Annotated in this window: 13 protein-coding genes; 9 read left to right on the plus strand and 4 right to left on the minus strand. The window is 68.5% G+C overall.

Features of this window, described 5'->3' with window-relative positions:
* Positions 1 to 215 precede the first annotated feature (215 nt).
* Entirely contained in the window at positions 216 to 809 is a 594-nt protein-coding gene (locus M4960_RS08295; RefSeq protein ID WP_248703998.1) for a hypothetical protein, read from the plus strand.
* Between the two features lie 20 nt (positions 810 to 829).
* The gene (locus M4960_RS08300; protein ID WP_248703999.1) at positions 830 to 1,291 is read left to right on the plus strand and encodes a hypothetical protein; all 462 of its coding nucleotides are present in this window, start codon (positions 830 to 832) and stop codon (positions 1,289 to 1,291) included.
* An 84-nt stretch (positions 1,292 to 1,375) separates the two neighbouring features.
* On the opposite strand, the gene M4960_RS08305 is transcribed toward M4960_RS08300, so the two are convergent.
* Positions 1,376 to 1,816 carry a hypothetical protein gene (locus M4960_RS08305; RefSeq protein WP_248704000.1) on the minus strand — a complete coding sequence of 147 codons (441 nt, stop codon included), beginning with the start codon at positions 1,814 to 1,816 and terminating at the stop codon, positions 1,376 to 1,378.
* Positions 1,817 to 2,775: 959 nt separating this feature from the next.
* Entirely contained in the window at positions 2,776 to 3,318 is a 543-nt protein-coding gene (locus M4960_RS08310; protein ID WP_132099073.1) for an RHS repeat protein, read from the minus strand.
* A gap of 19 nt (positions 3,319 to 3,337) precedes the next feature.
* Between M4960_RS08310 and M4960_RS08315 the strand changes: the two genes are divergently transcribed.
* Entirely contained in the window at positions 3,338 to 3,748 is a 411-nt protein-coding gene (locus tag M4960_RS08315) for a hypothetical protein (protein WP_132099074.1), read from the plus strand.
* 459 nt (positions 3,749 to 4,207) lie between these two features.
* On the opposite strand, the gene M4960_RS08320 is transcribed toward M4960_RS08315, so the two are convergent.
* Positions 4,208 to 9,601: a DUF6531 domain-containing protein gene (locus M4960_RS08320; RefSeq protein ID WP_248704001.1), complete on the minus strand. Its 5,394-nt coding sequence runs from the start codon at positions 9,599 to 9,601 to the stop codon at positions 4,208 to 4,210.
* A gap of 106 nt (positions 9,602 to 9,707) precedes the next feature.
* Entirely contained in the window at positions 9,708 to 9,989 is a 282-nt protein-coding gene (locus M4960_RS08325; protein ID WP_027466625.1) for a hypothetical protein, read from the minus strand.
* A gap of 214 nt (positions 9,990 to 10,203) precedes the next feature.
* On the opposite strand from M4960_RS08325, the gene M4960_RS08330 reads away from it, so the two are divergent.
* The 6 genes from M4960_RS08330 to pstA all read left to right on the plus strand — a co-directional run bounded on the left by M4960_RS08330 (position 10,204) and on the right by pstA (position 17,928).
* Positions 10,204 to 11,199, plus strand: a complete 996-nt coding sequence (locus tag M4960_RS08330; RefSeq protein ID WP_248704002.1) for a DUF418 domain-containing protein — start codon at positions 10,204 to 10,206, stop codon at positions 11,197 to 11,199.
* Between the two features lie 75 nt (positions 11,200 to 11,274).
* Positions 11,275 to 13,440, plus strand: coding sequence for an RNA degradosome polyphosphate kinase (locus M4960_RS08335; protein WP_123293277.1), 2,166 nt, complete (start codon positions 11,275 to 11,277; stop codon positions 13,438 to 13,440).
* Complete coding sequence (locus M4960_RS19675; protein WP_248704003.1) at positions 13,437 to 14,384, plus strand: NUDIX domain-containing protein; 948 nt, start codon at positions 13,437 to 13,439, stop codon at positions 14,382 to 14,384. Before M4960_RS08335 ends, M4960_RS19675 begins: the two co-directional genes overlap by 4 nt.
* Positions 14,385 to 14,594: 210 nt before the next feature.
* Complete coding sequence (gene pstS / locus M4960_RS08345; RefSeq protein ID WP_123293275.1) at positions 14,595 to 15,698, plus strand: phosphate ABC transporter substrate-binding protein PstS; 1,104 nt, start codon at positions 14,595 to 14,597, stop codon at positions 15,696 to 15,698.
* 180 nt (positions 15,699 to 15,878) lie between these two features.
* Positions 15,879 to 16,829: a phosphate ABC transporter permease subunit PstC gene (gene pstC, locus M4960_RS08350; RefSeq protein ID WP_111085280.1), complete on the plus strand. Its 951-nt coding sequence runs from the start codon at positions 15,879 to 15,881 to the stop codon at positions 16,827 to 16,829.
* A gap of 13 nt (positions 16,830 to 16,842) precedes the next feature.
* Positions 16,843 to 17,928, plus strand: coding sequence for a phosphate ABC transporter permease PstA (gene pstA, locus M4960_RS08355; RefSeq protein WP_111085282.1), 1,086 nt, complete (start codon positions 16,843 to 16,845; stop codon positions 17,926 to 17,928).
* Positions 17,929 to 17,946: the final 18 nt, after the last annotated feature.

Below are 17,946 nucleotides of genomic sequence, written 5' to 3' on the forward strand. Positions count from 1 at the left end.
CTAGTTGCTCGATGGCGTCGGGTCCGCGTCGATCGGCCGCCCTGGCCGCCCCCGTTCGGGCCACACGCCCCGACTGGAATACAACGTATCGCATCCGGGGAGTTGCGCGTTCGCCGTCTACAACCGCGCTGATACTCTGCACGCATGATCCAGGGGGACCAGGGCTTCGGGCCCATCGAACGACGACGTCCGCACGCACGACCGGGGGCAGATCGGTGACACTCAACCTCTCGCCGGTCCTCATCGCGCTGCTCGCGATGATCGCGATCCCGGCCGCCGTCAGCGCGCTCGTCCGCCGCAGCGATCGCAAGCGACCACCGTCCACCGTCGTCGGCGACGAGGCGTACGGCGTGCTCTTCACCGTCCGCGCACGCCGGTGGAACTACCTGCTGCTCCGGATCATCGGGATCGTGTTCATCGTCGTGGGAGGGTTCTTCTTCCTCGCCACGCTCACGCTGCTCGACGACCCTGACGCGATCGGGATGCTCATCACTGCTGTCGCCATGGTGCTGTTCGGGATCCTGTTCGTCTACCTCGGCGTCGGGCAGAAGCGCCGTCGCGTCGAGGCGTACGACTCCCAGCTGGTGGTCACCCCGATGTTCCGCGCAGCACGGACCATCGACCCGACGGCGATCAAGCACATCCGTCCCACCACCAACCGGTTCGGCGGCCTGGACATCAAGGTGAACGGGCAGCGCGGCGTCATCAGCGTCATCTCCATCGATGCGGCCTACCCCGAACTGTGTGGATGGCTCGAGCAGCGTGCGCCGGCGCAGTGGAACGAATTCGTGCAGGTCTTCGGGCGATGACACACAAGGAGCACAAGACGATGAACACCCGCCGTTCGACCAGCGCCCTCGCCTTCGGAGCAGCGATTCTGGTGGCGATCACCGGCTGCAGCGGGGGCAACATCGACCCCGCCCCTGCACAGAAGACGGAACCAGACATGTCGCAGGCACAACGGAAGGCGACCTTGCCAGGGCTCACGTCCGATGCCGAGGCCGCCGCCAACTCCATGCTCGAGTCCATCGCAGCAGGCGAGCTGGATGCGGACAGCGAGGACTACTTGCAAGCGAACCCGCTCGGCGAGCACCACCGTCTCGGGACGTGGGAGATCACGAAGAGGTCGACCTCCATCAGCGGAACAGTCTGCGTGGAGTACCGCCCGAGCACGGACGCGGACCCAGTCGCGATGTCGACCTACAACGTGACGTACATCCCGGCCCAGGGACGGATACCAGCGAGCAAGAACTCGAGCCCGGTGGGAACCGGGCTCAACACCGGCTGCTGAGCGCCGCCCTTCGACCGGGTGACATCAGCACCCGGGGAACGCCGTCCGATCCCCGATCACCGGCGCCGGAAGCGCGCGGAGAGGTCAAGCGGGTTCGAAGCTCTTCACGTAGACGGCTTGGCGGATTCCGTTCAGGAATCCCCGCATGTTGTAGGACCCCTCTCCCACGTCGAATCTGTATCGCCCGCCCTCGTCGACACCTCGGGCGATGTCGTCCTCGTTGTCGCGCGTGACACCCCTCTGCAGCACGAGCGTTCCACAGTCAGACGTCTCGAACACGACTTGAGATGTCGACGACCCAACGCCCTTCAACGAACGAGACGAATCGATGCTGCTGTGCGCCGAGCTGACTGTGCAGATCGGCTCGACACGATGTCCGGCGTCGTACGCCTTCAAAGTTATCGGTCCGATGAAGAAGCCGAGCAGCGGAACCAAGACAACGAACGCCAGCACGATGGAAGCAAGAATCCGCCTCCTGCGCACGAGCCTTCTCTGCGCTGTGCGTTCGAGCGTCGATCTCGTCAACTGCAGCTCCGATGTTCGTTGTTCCGCATCAGCGGATGTGGAGACCAACCGTAGGCCCGCCGGCACCTGACACGGCACCGTTGATGGCATCCTTCAATCCGCTGTTCCTGCCTGGCGTGGAGTGGACGTTTTTACAGACTGGACGATGCTTCCATTGGGATTCGGCCCTGGGTCGCAGCCAGTTGTCCGCATCAGGCCCGCCGCCGGCATGGCCGCACTGCGCTCGAAGAACTGCGCGCTGTCCCGAGCGGCCGGCACGGGATCGCGGAGTCGCTCTCGTCGCCCGAGGCCTACCTTTTCCTCCCAGGGAGCGCTGCCCGTTCCTCCGCGGCGGGTTCGGCGACGGCAGGTGTTCCCGATGATGCGCTCGCGCTACTCGTCGGCGACCTGCCACACCCGGTCATGGTGCTCCACGGCGCTGAACCGAAATCGTCCCGGAGATGGATGGACGGTCTGCCATCAGACTGAGCCGCCGGGAACTCCTGATCCGGCACGATCAGCGCCGCCAGGGTCTCTGGACCTGTCACAAGCTGTGCCCACCGAACAGGCACCTCGAATTCGCCTAAGCTCGCTGACGTCGCACACCTCCGGGTCCAGCCGCAGCCACGGCGCGTGCTCCCTCGCCCAGAACGAACCTGCGCCGACGGCGACTACGTACGGCCCGAGGGCAGGGTTGTAGCGGTGAAAGCGTCTGGATTATCGAACGAGATTGTCCTCGAGTAGGTCAGACGGCCGCAATCAGAGGTGTCGAATCCAACACCCGCGTAGAACGCGCCGATGCCCTTTAAGAACCGACCAGCTTCATCCGCCTTTGGCTTGCCGTGCTCAGCGAGTCAAACTCCACGGTTGGACAGCCGGACTTCCCAAAGGAACGCGGCCTCGAAGTGAAACTCGACCGCCGATCAATCGGCACGAGGGAGCTCGCCTGGCGCAATGGTTGGCAATGAATGCTGCAAGCTCTAGGTGTAGTTCCCCGTGAGATTGTGAACGCGATCTGATGGGGATTGTCGCCAGGCGCCCGCGCTCGTCGCACTCGAACGAGGTGCCCCGTCGAGACCGTTGACGAGGATCGTCTCGGCCGTCGCGACATCGCGAGAAAAACTCCCGGCGGACGCCCGTCGGGTCGACGGTCGCCGCGACGTCGCGCCAGCGGGGTCGGTGACGCCCTGGAGGCGCGACAACGCGTCGTGCGCGAACGTCCGGACCGCGCCGCCAAGCACCGCGAGCTCCGCCAGGTTCCCCTGGTCGTCGAACGTCCGCGAGATGCGGCGGCCCAATTGATCGGTCGCAAGGGTCGTCCGACGCCAGAAAGGACGATCCTCAGCAGGATGGCCCGCGAGATCAGGTCTGAGGCGGGTCAGTCCGCCCGCGCCGTCGTCGGCTTCAAGGGGACGGTCGTCGGCGCCGAGGGTGATGGAGCCGTCTCCGTTGGACGTCGATCTGACCGGTTCATCGGGGTCTGCGAGGGCCTTCCTGCTCGCGGGCGGCCCGCCCAGCAGCACACGTCAGTAGCATTTCGGCATGTTCGAAAAACGTGCCTCCAAGGCGGAAGCGATCCAGATGCCGTCACCGTGGACGTCGGATTCCGGCGGTCTTCGGATCACAGCTTCCGCCGAACCCCGCGGCTTGACTCGTCGCCTCCAGCTCATCGTGACAATGAAGATTGCCAGCGACGTCGCCGTCTTTCGTGGCGAAGAACTCTCGAGCCTTGTCAACGGTCGGGTGCAGCAGATCGAGTCTGATTCGACTCCGATCGCATTCCTGTTCTTCGGCGGAGAACAGGGCACAGGTGCACCCATCGATGTGGCGCGACAGAACGTTCCGGCCGACGCAATCGCTCTCGTCATCACGCCGAACGTCGAGTCCGTCGTACACACGCTCACGGCGGCCGAAGTTGAGCGACTGCGTTCTTGGTTACGAGACTGCGCGTGATAACCCGCTACCCAGCGGGACTGCGCGCCGAACAGAACTTGTCTGCGCCTAGCAGCTCAAACGGGATAGATCAACGTTCGATATTCGGTTGCGCAGTTCCCCGGAACCGCACGCTCACGCGATCGCCGACCGCCGCGCCACTGATCAGACCGGCGAACGTGGTGAGAAGCCACAACCATTGAAGGCCCGCAATCGGGGGAGCAGCGCCGACGAGGCCGATGAAGACCAAGATCACAACCACCATAAGCGAGGCCAGTACCACCGGACGGCGATCGTTCAGCTTCGACCAGCATCCGACGGCACCCCCGTAGCCAAGAGCAACGGCGCCGACAATGATCGCCGCGGGGACGTCGATGTCTTGGGGACTACTCCGCAAGCGCCACCAGGCGATTCCAAGGCAAGCGACGGCTGCAACTGCGTCTACGAACCAAGGTCTCAATCGACGGCCTGATCGACCTGTCATCCGAAGAGACCTCCCACGACCGAACCGCCGACGGCCGATCCCCACAAGGTGCTCGTGTTCTTCTGGAAGAAGTTGAACGCGCCGGAGGGGGTTCGCGGGTGGAAGTAGGGCATCTGCGCAAGGGTATCCACTCCGTGCTGACCCGGGAGGATCCTCCCGCTGACGTACGTGCCCGCCATACCCGTGGCTCCGTTCTGCGCCACAGTGCCGAGATCCACTCCGTCCCCGCTGATCACCTGACTGACTGCCGTCCCGGCCGCCGTTGATGCGCCACTCAGCACCAAGGACGTCCCCTGAGCGAGCGCTCCGGACGCTGAGTACCCGATTTCCTTAGCGATCGTGCCCCCGGCCGGACCAGCCATTCCTCCGGCAGCACCGGACACACCACCGCCGACGACGTCCCCCGCAAACTCCCACCCGTTGCGGATCTGCCAGCCGTTCTTCTGAAGGTTGGTCACACCACCACTCACAGCACCGACCCCTCCGTTGACACCCATGTTGACCGCGACGGCTCGCGCCGCTTGGCCTGCAGGTGCGCCTGCCATGGCAGCCTTGCCGAACATCATTGCTCCGCCACCGGCTGCACCGAGCACGCCGCCCACAGCAGTGTCGACTCCGACTCTGCCCCAATCTACTTTTCCGGTCTGTGCTTTCTGCGACGCCACCGAGACGCCCCCGCTGAGCAACGCCCCAGACGCAGCCATGAGCGCGATTCCAGCAGGGCCGCCGACCCCGGTGAACATGAGCGCGACACCCAGTCCAATCGCAGCACCTGCGGCGACGTACTCCCAGTTGTCGTTCCACCAGCTCCCGGCAGCCGCGATCGCCCCCTGGTTCGCATCCCGGTACGCCTGCAGGTCCTTGTCCGTCGCCGGCCGCAGCCCGAGCGGGTCGACGGCCTGCAACGGATCGTTACCCGCGTACGAGTAGGGGTTCCCCGACCACGCCGCACCCAGGATCGGCGCGAGCGGGTCGACCGACAGGAAGCCCCGCGCCGCCGGGTCGTACACACGTGCGCCGAGCCACTCCAACCCGGCGACGGAGACCCCGCCCGAGCCGGTCAGTGACACCCCCGCGGGCAGTCCGACGTCGGTGACGGCAGCGAGCGCGGCCCACGGATCCGCAGCATCGGTGGCGCGCGCGCTGCGCCACGCGGGCTGCGTGACGACATCGCCGATCGCGGTGACACCCCCCGGCAGGTCGAGCAGCGACGTGTCGGCGATGCTGATGAGTGACGGCACGACCGCGGCGGAGTCCCACCACGCCGCGACCCCGCCCACCTCGGCGAGTTCACCCAGGGCATCGACCCAGACGTCGATCCGGCCGGTCTCAGCGTACGAGGCGTCGCGGTCGACGACGGCAGCGAGGTACCCGAGGTCCGACCACGCGTACTCGGTGGTCGAACCGTCAGCGGCGGTCCGCCGGATGCGTCGGCCGAGACCGTCGTGGACGTACTCGGTCCGGCCGGCTTCGGTGAACGTCGCGACCAGCTGACCGGCAGCGTCGTACTCGTGGCGTGTCTCGGTTCCGCCGACGGTCTCGGCGACGAGCCGCCCACGGTCGTCGTAGGTCCACGTCGACTCCCCGGCGCGGACGAGCTGGCCGGCAGGGTCGTACTCGTACGACACCGTCCCGGACGGTCCGTCGATCGTGGTGATCCGCGCGTCGGCATCGCGCTCGATGCGCGTGGTGGTGGCACCGTCGAGCGTCGTCGAGGTGTGCGCGACGAGTGCGCCACCCTCGTACGACCACGACTGCACCAGTTCACCAGTGGCTGCCTGGACGATCCGACCCGAGGCGTCGTACGAGAACATGCCGGCAGGGGCGCCGTCCCGTTCCACCCCGACGACGCGGCCGACGGAATCGCGACGGTAGGTGGTGCGGGTGCCGTTCGGGTCGACCCGAGCGGTGCGGTTGCCGTCGGCGTCGTACTCCCACGCGACGGACTGGTCGCCTCGGGCACGGCGGACGAGCAGGCCACGGCGGTCGTGCTGGAGCTCGTGCTCGATCGTCCGACCGGCACCACGGGTGTGGTCCGCCACGACGACCGTGCGGTGGACGCCGTCGCGGGAGATCTCCGACTGCACCGCACCGTCGACGAGCACGGCCCGCTGTCGGCCAGCCGCGTCGTGGGTCCACTCCGTCGTGCGGCCGTCGGGATCCGTCTGGCGGATCTGGCGCCCGGCCGGGTCGTAGGCCGCCGTGGTCGTCCGTCCGAGCGGATCGGTGACAGCGACCACGTGGTCGGCGGCGTCGTACTCGCGTCGAGTGGTCCCGCCGGCAGGGTCGGTGATCGTCACCAGGCGCCCGCGCTCGTCGTACTCGAACGAGGTGACCCCGTCGAGACCGTTGACGACCTGGATCAGCTGGCCCGCGGGGTCGTAGCGGAACCGACGACGGCCGAAGCGTGCGTCGTGGCTGGAGACGAGCCTCCCGGCCTGGTCGTACCGGAACCGCGCGGTGCCGGAACCCGGAGTCGTCTGCGTGACCACACGTCCGACGGCGTCGTACGTGACCTCCTCGACTTCGCCGGTGGGTAGGGTCCGAGCCACGACGCGGGAGTCCGCGTCGTAGGTGAGCGTCGTCCGCGCCCCCGCGGCGTCGGTGGCTGCGGCGGGACGCCCGCAGGCGTCGTACTCGTACGTGGAGCGCGCGCCCGAGGGGGCGACCAACGCGACGACGCGACCGGCGAGGTCGCGCTCGAGTCGGGTCAGTCCGCCTTCGCCGTCGACGAGTTCGACGAGGCGACCGGCGGCGTCGTAGGTGATGAGTTCGGAACCGGTCTCGTCAGACGTGGACTCGACGGGTCGGCCGTACTCGTCGAACCGGACGGTCGCCGCGTCGAAGGCGTCACGCAGGGTCGCGACGCCGGTCGCGACGTCGTCCGAGAACTCCTGGCGGACCCCCGTCGGGTCGATGGTCGCCGTCAGCTCGCCGACGACGTCGTACTCACGACGCCAGGTCGCGCCGGCGGGGTCGGTGACGGCCTGGAGGCGCGACAACGCGTCGTGCGCGAACGTCCAGACCGCGCCGCCCGGCAATGCGAGCTCCGCCAGGTTCCCCTGGTCGTCGAACGTCCGCAAGACACGCCGACCCAGCGGGTCGATGGTCGTCGCGAGTTCACCGTTCGGGGCGTAGTCGAACGTGGTGCGTGCTCCGAGTGGGTCCACGACCGCTGCGATGCGTGAGCCGGCGCCGTACTCGAAGCGCCAGACGGCCCCGTCGGCGTCACGCCGTTCGACGAGGAGCCCCGCTGCGTCGTAGCGGTACTCGCTCCGGGCGCCGGACGGGCTGACGGCGGCGACCGGGCGACCGGCGTCGTCGCGCTCGATCCGAGCGGTGGCGCCGACGGCGTTCGTGGTCGCGACGAGCTCGCCGAACGCGTCGTGGTCGAAGGTCAGGACCACGCCGGTCGGGTCGACGACGTGGGTGAGCGCGCCGTCTCGCCAGGTCAGCTCCGTCCGGCCGCCGACCGGGTCGGTGATCACCGACGGGTCGCGGTCGTCGCCCACGTACTCGTAGGTGACGACGGCGCCGGCCTCGGTGACGACGGTCGTGACGCGGTCCTGCTCGTCGTACCCGTAGGTCAGGTCACCGCCGGACGGCGTGACGGTGCGGGTCTTCCTGCCGCGGTCGTCGTACGCGTGCACGGTGACGGACCCGTCGCGCTCGGTCGCCGACACCAGGTTGCCGTGGCGGTCGTAGCTCATCGACTGGCGGCGGTCGTCGGAGTCAATGACCCCGACGAGACGCCCCTTGGCGTCGGCGATGTACGAGTTGGACCGGGAACCGTCGTGGTCGGACACCACCGTGACACGACCGGGCAGGTAGGCGAAGCGCACGGTGCGGCCGTGCGGGCTGACCTGCTCGACGACGCGGCGCTGGTCGTCGTAGGTGTTGTCGACCTCGACGACACCGGCCGCGCTCGTGACCGTGGTGATCAGGTCGTCGTCGTTCCAGCCGTAGGTCCGGGTGCCGACGGCATCGGTCACCGTGACGAGGCGGCCCCGGTCGTCGTACCCGTACTCGACGCGGCGGCCGTCGGACGCGCGGAGCACCGTGACCCGGCCGTCGACGTGGTCGACGTCGATCGAGCGGCCTCGCTCGTGCACCAGGCGGACGACGACGTCGTCGCTGTTCCGTTCGATGCGGACCGCTGTGCCGGCTCCGCCGCGCTGTCCGAGCCACTGCCCCGACGGCGAGAAGTCGATGCGCCCGCCCTGGTTGTCGCGGACGACGAGCCGGTCACCCTCGGCCGCGAGCCAGCGGTTCTCGCCGACTCCGCGCGCCCAGCCCTCGCCGTCGCGCGGGAACCGGACCTGGCGGCCGTCAGCACCGACGAAGGACGCGCCTTCGTCGTCGATGAGCAGCCGGGTCTCGAGGATCGACGCCCACCCCGGACCGAAGAGCCCGACGTGCTGGTCGAGGGAGTTGTACATGCGGGTGACCTGCAGCGCTGCAGATGCACCGGTGAACCCGAGGTCGAGCTCCGGCTCGAGGAAGTTGCCCGTCGTGGTGTTGACCGGGTCCATCGAGTAGCCGGTCGTCGGCTGGGCCCCGTAGGCGGACGGCGGATCGAACTGCAGGTCCGTGCGGGACTGCGAGACCCCCGCGGCAGCCAGGGCTGCGGCGAGCGCGGCATCCGAGACCGTGGAGACGGCGCCTTCACCGCCGGCAGCAGCGAACGCGTCGGCGATGGTGTTCGCCCACGTGACGTCCTGGCCGTTGGCGGTGATCCACTGCTCGAAGGCGTTCACCAGGCTCGTCGCGTCGATGTGCCCCCAGGAGCACTTCGCCGCGAAGTCGGTGAGCTTGCCGCGCAGACCGGCAGGCTTGCCGTCGAGGGACTGGTTCAGCGTCGACGACCCGGTGGCGAACGAGCGGAGGTCGGCGGGCTTCGCGGACGACGTCCCGCCCCCACCCCCGCCACCGGAGCCGGGGTTCGGCGTCTGGCGCGGAGTGCTCGGTCCGGTCGCCTGGTCGAAGGTCGGTGCGTCCTCGTGGTGGACGGTGGGCGGCACGGGCGCCCCGGCGACCTTGTCGTGCACCCACTCGAAGAAGTTCCGGTCGCCGTACTCCGCTTCCCAGTCGCGGGCTTCCTTGCGACGAGCGTTCTCCCGCTCGGCGGCGGCCTTCATCTTGTCGACCCACCCCGCGACGGTGCGGAGGTTCGCGGCGATCGTCGAACCGTCGGACGCTGCCGTCGACGCGTTCTGCGCGAAGAGCTCGGAGAAGTGCCCGCGGAACTCTTGCGACGCGGTGGTGACGTAGGACTGCCGTGAGCCGGCCTGCCCCTCGATCGACTCGGCCGCGCCGTTCAGCGCCGTGCTGAGTGCGTCGGCCGTGCCGTTGTCGAACTTGACCGGATCGTTGCCGTGCAGGTCAGCCATGGTTCATCCCCCGAAGTCGTACTGGTCGTGCTGGTCACGCGGCCCCACCGACCGCGAACGCCCGGACCGCCGCGAGCGCGACGGTCCGGGCGGAACGAGTGGCTGCTTACGCGCCGCCACCCGCGGTGAAGATGTCCTGCGAGATCTTGTCGAGCTGCGTGCGGAGCTGCTCCAGCTCGGTCTTCGCCTTGTCGAGGGCGGCCTTGGTCTCCGGCCAGGTCGACCCACGGAACGTCGCCGCGAGCGGGCCGTCCCAGACGTTGGAGTCGGACAGGATCCGGCCCTGGGCGTCGAGCTGTGAGATCTGGTCGGTGAACCCACCGTTGATGATCGACTGCACCTGACGGATGGCGGTCTTGGCCTGCTCGGTCGAAAGGACACGCGACATGATGAACCTCTTTCATTCGTAGCTGCACCCCCGCGCAGTGGAATCCCCCCGGAGGCTCTGACGGGACCCACCATACCCACAATCCGGCGCAGATGTCACCGTTCGTATATCGTGACCATTCCTCCTCGCCGTAGCGCGGTACTTCTGGTGATGTACGGAATATCATCCGTCGGAACGACGCGAGACCGGTGCGCCCTCCGCTGGGATCGGAGGCATGACCACCTCGCCGCAACTCCCCCACCGCGCACACCTGCTCGACGCCGTCCGCGGGTTCGCACTCGCCGGCATCATCGCCGTGAACATCGCCGACATCACCGAGATCGGGGCAGCCCTCGACCCGATGCACGACGACCCCGTGCGGGACGTGCTCGACTTCACCGTGCAGACGCGCTTCGTCCCGGTGTTCGCGTTCCTGTTCGGCATGGGCCTGTGGTTCGTGCAGGACGGCGCGCGCCGACGTGGTGCGGCCGTCTGGGCGGTGCTCGTCCGCCGGTTGGTCGCCCTCTTCGCCATCGGTGCCCTGCTCTGGCTGATCTACCCCGGGAACATCCTGGCGGAGTACGGCGTGGTCGGTCTCGTGGTGATGCCGTTCGTCCTGCTGCTGCCCCGGCTCCCCGTGCTGCTGCTCGGGGCCGTGGGGACGGTCGCCGCGTACGTGTCCACCGGCGGCGGTGTGCTGAGCCTGCCCGGACTCATGCTGCTCGGCGCCGGGTCGGCCGCGTTCGGGCTGCCGTGGGTCGCCGAGCGCGGCACCAGGTGGATCGGCGTGGTGTTCGGCGTCGCTGCCGTCGCGGCGGTCCCGGCAGCGCTGTGGCAGACGACCACGCCCGGCGATCCGCGCTTCACCACACCGGGCGGCATCGCCGGGGTCGTCATGGCGATCGCGTACACGGCCGGGTTCGCCCTGCTCTGGCACACTCCGGCGCAGCGCGTGCTCGCAGCCGTGTTCGAGCCGCTCGGCCGGATGGCCCTGACGAACTTTGTGGCCGCGGCCGTCATCGCCTGGGTCGCGGGACCGGCCCTCGACCTCCGGCACAGTGCCGATTCGTGGCCGGTCGTCGTGATCGGAGTCCTCTCGATCACGACGCAGTCGATCGCGAGCCGACTCTGGCTGCGCCGGTTCACGTACGGCCCGGTCGAGTGGTCGTGGCGCGTCGTGACGCGGTGGGGCCACGTCCCGCTCCTGCGCAGACCGTCGACATCCTGCTGAGCGCGTTCACCGCGTGTTTCCACAGCGTCCACCAGAGCCCCTCCGGCCGTGGTGCCCTGGTGGCAGGATGTGGACATGGACACCGAACCGCAGCTCGACGGCGAATCCGTCGCACCCGACCTCGACGACTTCGACGAGGTCGTCGAGATCGAGCACGAGTCGCTGCCGTCGGACCGCTACTTCGACCGCGAGCTGAGCTGGCTCCGCTTCAACCAGCGCGTGCTCGAGCTGGGCGAGGACCGCACGCAGCCCCTGCTCGAGCGGGCGAACTTCCTGGCGATCTTCGCGTCCAACCTCGACGAGTTCTTCATGGTCCGGGTCGCGGGCCTGAAGCGCCGCATCGACACCGGCATCGCCGTGCCCACCAACGTCGGCCGCGCCCCGAGCGACGTCCTGCGCGACATCGCGAAGAAGGCACACGAGCTGCAGGACCGGCACGCCCAGGCGTTCATCGGGTCACTCAAGCCCGACCTCGACGCCGCCGGCATCCACGTCGAGCACTGGTCCGACCTGGACGAGGCCGACCGGCTCCGGATGCGCGAGTACTTCAACGAGCAGATCTTCCCGGTGCTCATGCCCCTGGCGGTCGACCCGGCGCACCCGTTCCCCTACATCTCCGGGCTCTCGCTCAACCTGGCCGTCCGGGTCCGCAACCCGAAGTCGCAGCGCCAGGAGTTCGCGCGCCTCAAGGTGCCGCAGAACTTCTCCCGCTTCATCAAGCTGCCGGACGACAACTCCGGCCGGATGCGCTTCATCCCCCTCGAAGACCTCATCGCGAACCACCTCGACGACCTGTTCCCGGGGATGGAGGTGCTCGAGCACCACGTGTTCCGGGTCACCCGCAACGAGGACGTCGAGATCGAGGAGGACGAGGCCGAGAACCTCATCCAGGCACTCGAGCGCGAGCTGCTGCGTCGCCGGTTCGGTCCGCCCATCCGTCTCGAGATCACCGAGGACATGGACCCGGTGACCCTCGACCTGCTCGTGCGCGAACTCGACATCACCGAACAGGAGGTCTTCCGACTGCCGTCGCCGCTCGACCTCGGTGGCCTGTTCGAGCTCTCGAAGATCAACCGCCCGGACCTGCACTACCCGAAGCACGTGCCGACGACCCCGGTGCAGTTCCAGCCCGGTGAGCCGAACACGAAGCCCGACCTGTTCCGTGCGATCAAGGCGAACGACGTCCTCGTGCACCACCCGTACGAGTCCTTCGCGACGAGCGTGCAGGCGTTCCTCGAGCAGGCCGCGGCCGACCCACACGTGCTCGCGATCAAGCAGACGCTGTACCGCACTTCGGGTGACAGCCCCATCGTCGAGGCCCTGATCGACGCGGCCGCCGCGGGCAAGCAGGTCCTGGCGCTCGTCGAGATCAAGGCGCGCTTCGACGAGCAGAACAACATCACGTGGGCCCGCAAGCTCGAGAAGGCCGGCGTGCACGTCGTCTACGGCCTGGTCGGGCTGAAGACGCACTCGAAGCTCGTGCTCGTCATCCGGCAAGAGGGCGGCACGCTCAAGCACTACAGCCACATCGGCACGGGCAACTACAACCCGAAGACCTCGCGCATCTACGAGGACATGGGCCTGTTCACCGCCGACGACACCGTGGGCAAGGACCTGACGCGCCTGTTCAACGAGCTGTCCGGCTACGCGATCGAGAAGAAGTTCAAGCGGCTGCTGGTCGCGCCGTTGCACCTGCGCAAGGGGCTGCTCAAGCGGATCCAGACCGAGTCCGACAACGCGCGTGCCGGCAAGCCGTCCGGCATCCGGATCAAGGTCAACTCGATGGTCGACGAGCAGATCATCGACGCCCTGTACCTGGCCAGCCAGGCCGGCGTGCCGGTGGACGTCTGGGTGCGCGGCATCTGCTCCCTCAAGCCGGGGATGGAGGGCGTGAGCGACACCATCCGGGTGCGGAGCATCGTCGGGCGGTACCTCGAGCACTCCCGTGCGTTCGCGTTCCACAACGACGGCGACCCGGCGGTGTTCATCGGCAGCGCCGACATGATGCACCGCAACCTCGACCGCCGCGTCGAGGCCCTCGTCCGGCTGACGGCTCCGGACCACATCGACGAGGTGCTCGCTATGTTCGACCTGGCGATGGCCGACACCGCGAGCTCGTGGCACCTCGAGTCCGACGGTGAGTGGACGCGGCACTCGACCGACGATGACGGTCGCCCGCTCGAAGACGTGCAGAATGTGACGATGCGGAAGATCTCGGCTCGGAAGCGCTCCACTCGGTGAGCGGCGGTCCCTCGGGCCCCGTCCTCGCCGCCGGCGCAGTCGTCTGGCGCGAACAGGACGGCACGCCCCTCGTGCTGCTCATCCACCGCGACCACCACAAGGACGTCTCCCTGCCCAAGGGCAAGGTCGACCCTGGCGAGGCCGTCCCGACGACCGCCGTGCGCGAGATCGACGAGGAGACCGGGTACCGCGTGCACCTCGGCGCCCCGCTCGGCACCGCGGAGTACGTGCTGCCGAACGGCCGCGACAAGGTCGTGCACTACTGGACCGCCCGTGTCTCGTCGAAGGAGTACGCCCGCGCGGGTGACTTCACCCCGAACCACGAGGTCGCCGCTCTCGAGTGGGTCACGATCGACGACGCCCGCAACCGCCTGACCTACGAGCGGGACGTGGCGATCCTCGACCGGTTCGCCGAGCGCGCCGCCGCGGGCCACCACCGCACGTTCGCCCTGATCGCGCTGCGACACGCGAAGACCGTGCCCGGCTCCGACTGGAACGGCCCGGACGCCACCCGTCCGCTCCTGCCCGTCGGTCGTTCCCAAGCCAAGGCCGCCGCGTCGCCCGTCGCCGCGTTCGGCCCGAAGAAGATCGTGAGCAGCACGGCGGCCCGGTGCCTCGCCACCGTCGAACCGCTGTCCGCCACCACGAAGCTCGGCGTCTCGAGCACCCCCGACATCAGCCAGGACGCCCACGACCGCGGCGCCGCCGACGTCAAGGGCATCGTCCGCCGCCGGCTCGACAAGGGCAAGACCGCGGTGCTGTGCTCGCACGGGCCGGTGCTGCCGGACATCATCGCCCGGATCGCCACCGCGACCGCCGACGACTCCGGCCGGTTCGACCTCCGCCGCGCCGCGATGCTCTCGGTCGGCGACTTCTCCGTGATGCACATCGCCGGCGATACCCTCGTCGCCGTCGAGACGCACCGCAACACGATCCCGGCGTAGCGACCGCACGCCCTGCGCCCGGCCACGGGCCGGGCGTCCGCCGCGCGCGGAACGCGATCCGCGCCTCCCGGTCGGCACAACCCCTCGTTCACCTTCCGTTCACCAACGCGCGTGATCCCCGTCACCTCGCGTCCCTACAGTCGCTCCCGGGTCGGCACCGGCCCAGGGACCGCAGTGGTCCCACTGCACCCCATCCCCGAAGGGACCCCTGTGAACATCAAGCGAATCGGTTCGATCGCAGCAATCGCGATCGCCGGCGCAGTCGTGCTCTCCTCCTGCGCGGCGAACGAGGACGCGGGCAGCACCGAGTCCTCCTCGAGCAACACCGGCTCCTCGAGCCTCACCGGAACCCTGACCGGCTCCGGCTCCTCCGCCCAGCAGACCGCGCAGGCCACCTGGGCCGCCGGTTTCCAGGACGTCGCCAAGGGCGTCACGGTGAACTACTCGCCCGACGGCTCGGGCGCCGGCCGCAAGAACTTCATCTCGGGCGCCGCGGACTTCGCCGGCTCCGACGCCGCACTGAACGACGAGGAGCTCTCGGGCTCCTTCGACCTGTGCAAGGCCGACACCAAGGCCATCGACATCCCGGTCTACATCTCCCCGATCGCGATCGCCTACAAGGTCGACGGCGTCAGCGACCTGACCCTCGACGCGAAGACCATCGCGGGCATCTTCTCGGGCAAGATCACCAAGTGGAACGACTCGCAGATCGCCGACCTGAACGACGGCGTCGACCTGCCGGACGCGAACATCACGGTCGTGCACCGCTCCGACGACTCGGGCACCACGCAGAACTTCTCGGAGTACGTCTCCGCGAACGCCGGCGACGTCTGGACCGAAGAGCCGAGCCAGACCTTCCCGTACTCGGTCGGTGACAGCGCGAAGGGCACCTCCGGTGTCGCCTCCGCCATGGGCAGCGCCTCCAACGCGATCACCTACATCGACGACTCCGGCGCGGGTGACCTCGACAAGGCGAAGCTGATGGTCGGCGACAAGGCCACCGAGATCTCCGCCGACGGCGCCGCGCAGGTCGTCGCCGACTCGAAGGTCGCCACCGGCCGCGAGGACAACGACCTCGCGATCGACATCGACCGCAAGGACACCGCTGACGGCGCCTGGCCGCTCGTCCTCGTCTCCTACGCCATCGCGTGCCAGGAGTACAAGGACTCGGACAAGGCCGACCTGGTCAAGGGCTTCCTGAACTACGTCGTCTCCGGCGACGCCCAGGACGCTGCGGCGAAGGAGGCCAAGTCGGCCGCCCTGTCGTCCGACCTGGCCGACAAGGCCGCTGCCGCGGTCGACTCGATCAAGTAAGACCCTCGAGCGCCCGGACGCCGGTCCCACCCACCTGACCGGCGTCCGGGCCCTTGCTCGTCGCGACGCGAGCAGCCCGGCTCCACCGCCAGCGCCCGTCCGACCAGCACCCCGTTCCACGCTCCACGCTCCACCACCCGAACCCGTCGCCTCCCCCGGCGTTCCTCCGACAGGAGTCCCATGACGACCGCACCGGCCCAGCCAGGGGCCACCGTCACCCCGACCAAGCCGAAGGCCGTCGTCCGCGTCGGTGACCGGGTGTTCTCCGCCGCCTCGGTGATCGCCGGCGGCCTCATCCTCTTCGTGCTCGTGCTCGTCGCCGCGTTCCTCGTCTGGCAGAGCATCCCGGCGTTCGCCGCCAAGGTCGGCGACCTGCCGAACAACGCCACGAACTTCTGGGACTACGTCGGCCCCCTGGTGTTCGGCACCGTCTGGTCCGCGCTCATCGCGCTCGTGATCGCGGTCCCGCTCGCCCTCGGGATCGCCCTGTTCATCTCGCACTACGCACCGCGACGCCTCGCGCCGGTGCTCGGCTACGTCATCGACCTGCTCGCCGCGGTCCCGTCGGTCGTCTACGGCCTCTGGGGCATCGTGGTGCTGGCGCCGTTCGTGAAGCCGTTCTACGGCTTCCTGAACGAGTACCTCGGCTGGTTCCCGCTCTTCTCCGGCCAGGTGTCCGGCACCGGCCGCACCATCCTGACCGCGTCGATCGTCCTCGCCGTGATGGCGATCCCGATCATGACGGCCGTCATGCGCGAGATCTTCCTGCAGGCGCCCACGCTCAACGAGGAAGCCGCCCTGGCCCTCGGTGCGACGCGCTGGGAGATGATCCGCCTGTCCGTGCTGCCGTTCGCGAAGTCGGGCATCGTCTCCGCGATCATGCTCGGGCTCGGACGTGCCCTGGGCGAGACGATGGCGATCGCCCTGGTGCTGTCGGTCTCGACGAACGTCACCTTCCAGATGCTGACCTCGCAGAACCCCTCGACGATCGCCGCGAACATCGCGCTGCAGTTCGCCGAGGCATCGGGGACCGCCCTGAACGCCCTGATCGCGACGGGCCTGATCCTGTTCGTCATCACCCTGGTCATCAACATGCTCGCGCGGTACATCGTCCGCACGCGGGTCAGCTGAGAGGTCGCACCCGATGTCCCTCGCGCTCCGTCAGACCGGCACCGCCGGCAACGTCTACGCCAACGGCAAGCTGCACCGCTCGGTGCCGTGGCTGCTGCTGGTCGGCAGCTGGGTCGCCCTGGTGGCCGTGTTCGCCCTGCTCAACGCCGGCGGTGCGGTCAAGGACTTCAACGTCGTCGCCGCCCTGTTCCTCGGCACCGTCCTGTTCGACGTCCTGATCGTGGTCGTCTCGCGCATCGTCGAGGGCGGTCGTCAGGCCGTCAACCGACTGGTCACCTCGCTCGTCATCACCGCCTTCGTCATCGCGGTCCTGCCGCTGGTGTCGCTGCTCTGGACCGTGATCGCCGACGGCCTGGCCCGCTTCGACGCGAACTTCTTCTCGTACTCGATGCGCGGCGTGATCTCCGAGGGTGGCGGCGCGATCCACGCGCTGGTCGGCACGCTCGAGATCACCCTGTTCGCGGCGCTCATCTCGGTGCCGATCGGGCTGCTCACCTCGATCTACCTGGTCGAGTACGGCCGCGGCGCGCTGGCGAAGGGCATCACGTTCTTCGTCGACGTCATGACGGGCATCCCCTCGATCGTCGCCGGTCTGTTCGCGTACTCGCTGTTCGCGCTGTTCCTCGGCCCGGGCGCCCGTTTCGGCCTGGTCGGCTCCGTCGCCCTGTCGGTGCTGATGATCCCGATCGTCGTGCGCTCCACCGAAGAGGTGCTGAAGATCGTGCCGATGGAGCTCCGCGAAGCGTCCTACGCCCTCGGGGTGCCGAAGTACCTCACGATCCTCAAGGTCGTCCTGCCCACGTCGCTCGCCGGCATCACCACCGGCGTCATGCTCTCCATCGCCCGCGTCATCGGCGAGACGGCTCCGCTGCTCGTCACCGCCGGCTTCACCGCGAGCATGAACTACGACCTGTTCAAGGACCCGATGATGACCCTGCCGGTGTACGCGTACACGCAGTACTCGCAGCAGGGCGCCAACCCGCAGCCGTTCGTCGACCGTGCCTGGACCGCCGCGCTGGTGCTCATCCTCATCGTGATGGCGCTCAACCTGCTCGCCCGGTTCGTCACCCGACTCTTCGCCCCCAAGCTCTCGCGCTAGCGAACCCACTTCCCCACC

Origin of the sequence: Curtobacterium sp. MWU13-2055 (genome assembly GCF_023242305.1) — a bacterium.
Lineage (GTDB): Bacteria > Actinomycetota > Actinomycetes > Actinomycetales > Microbacteriaceae > Curtobacterium.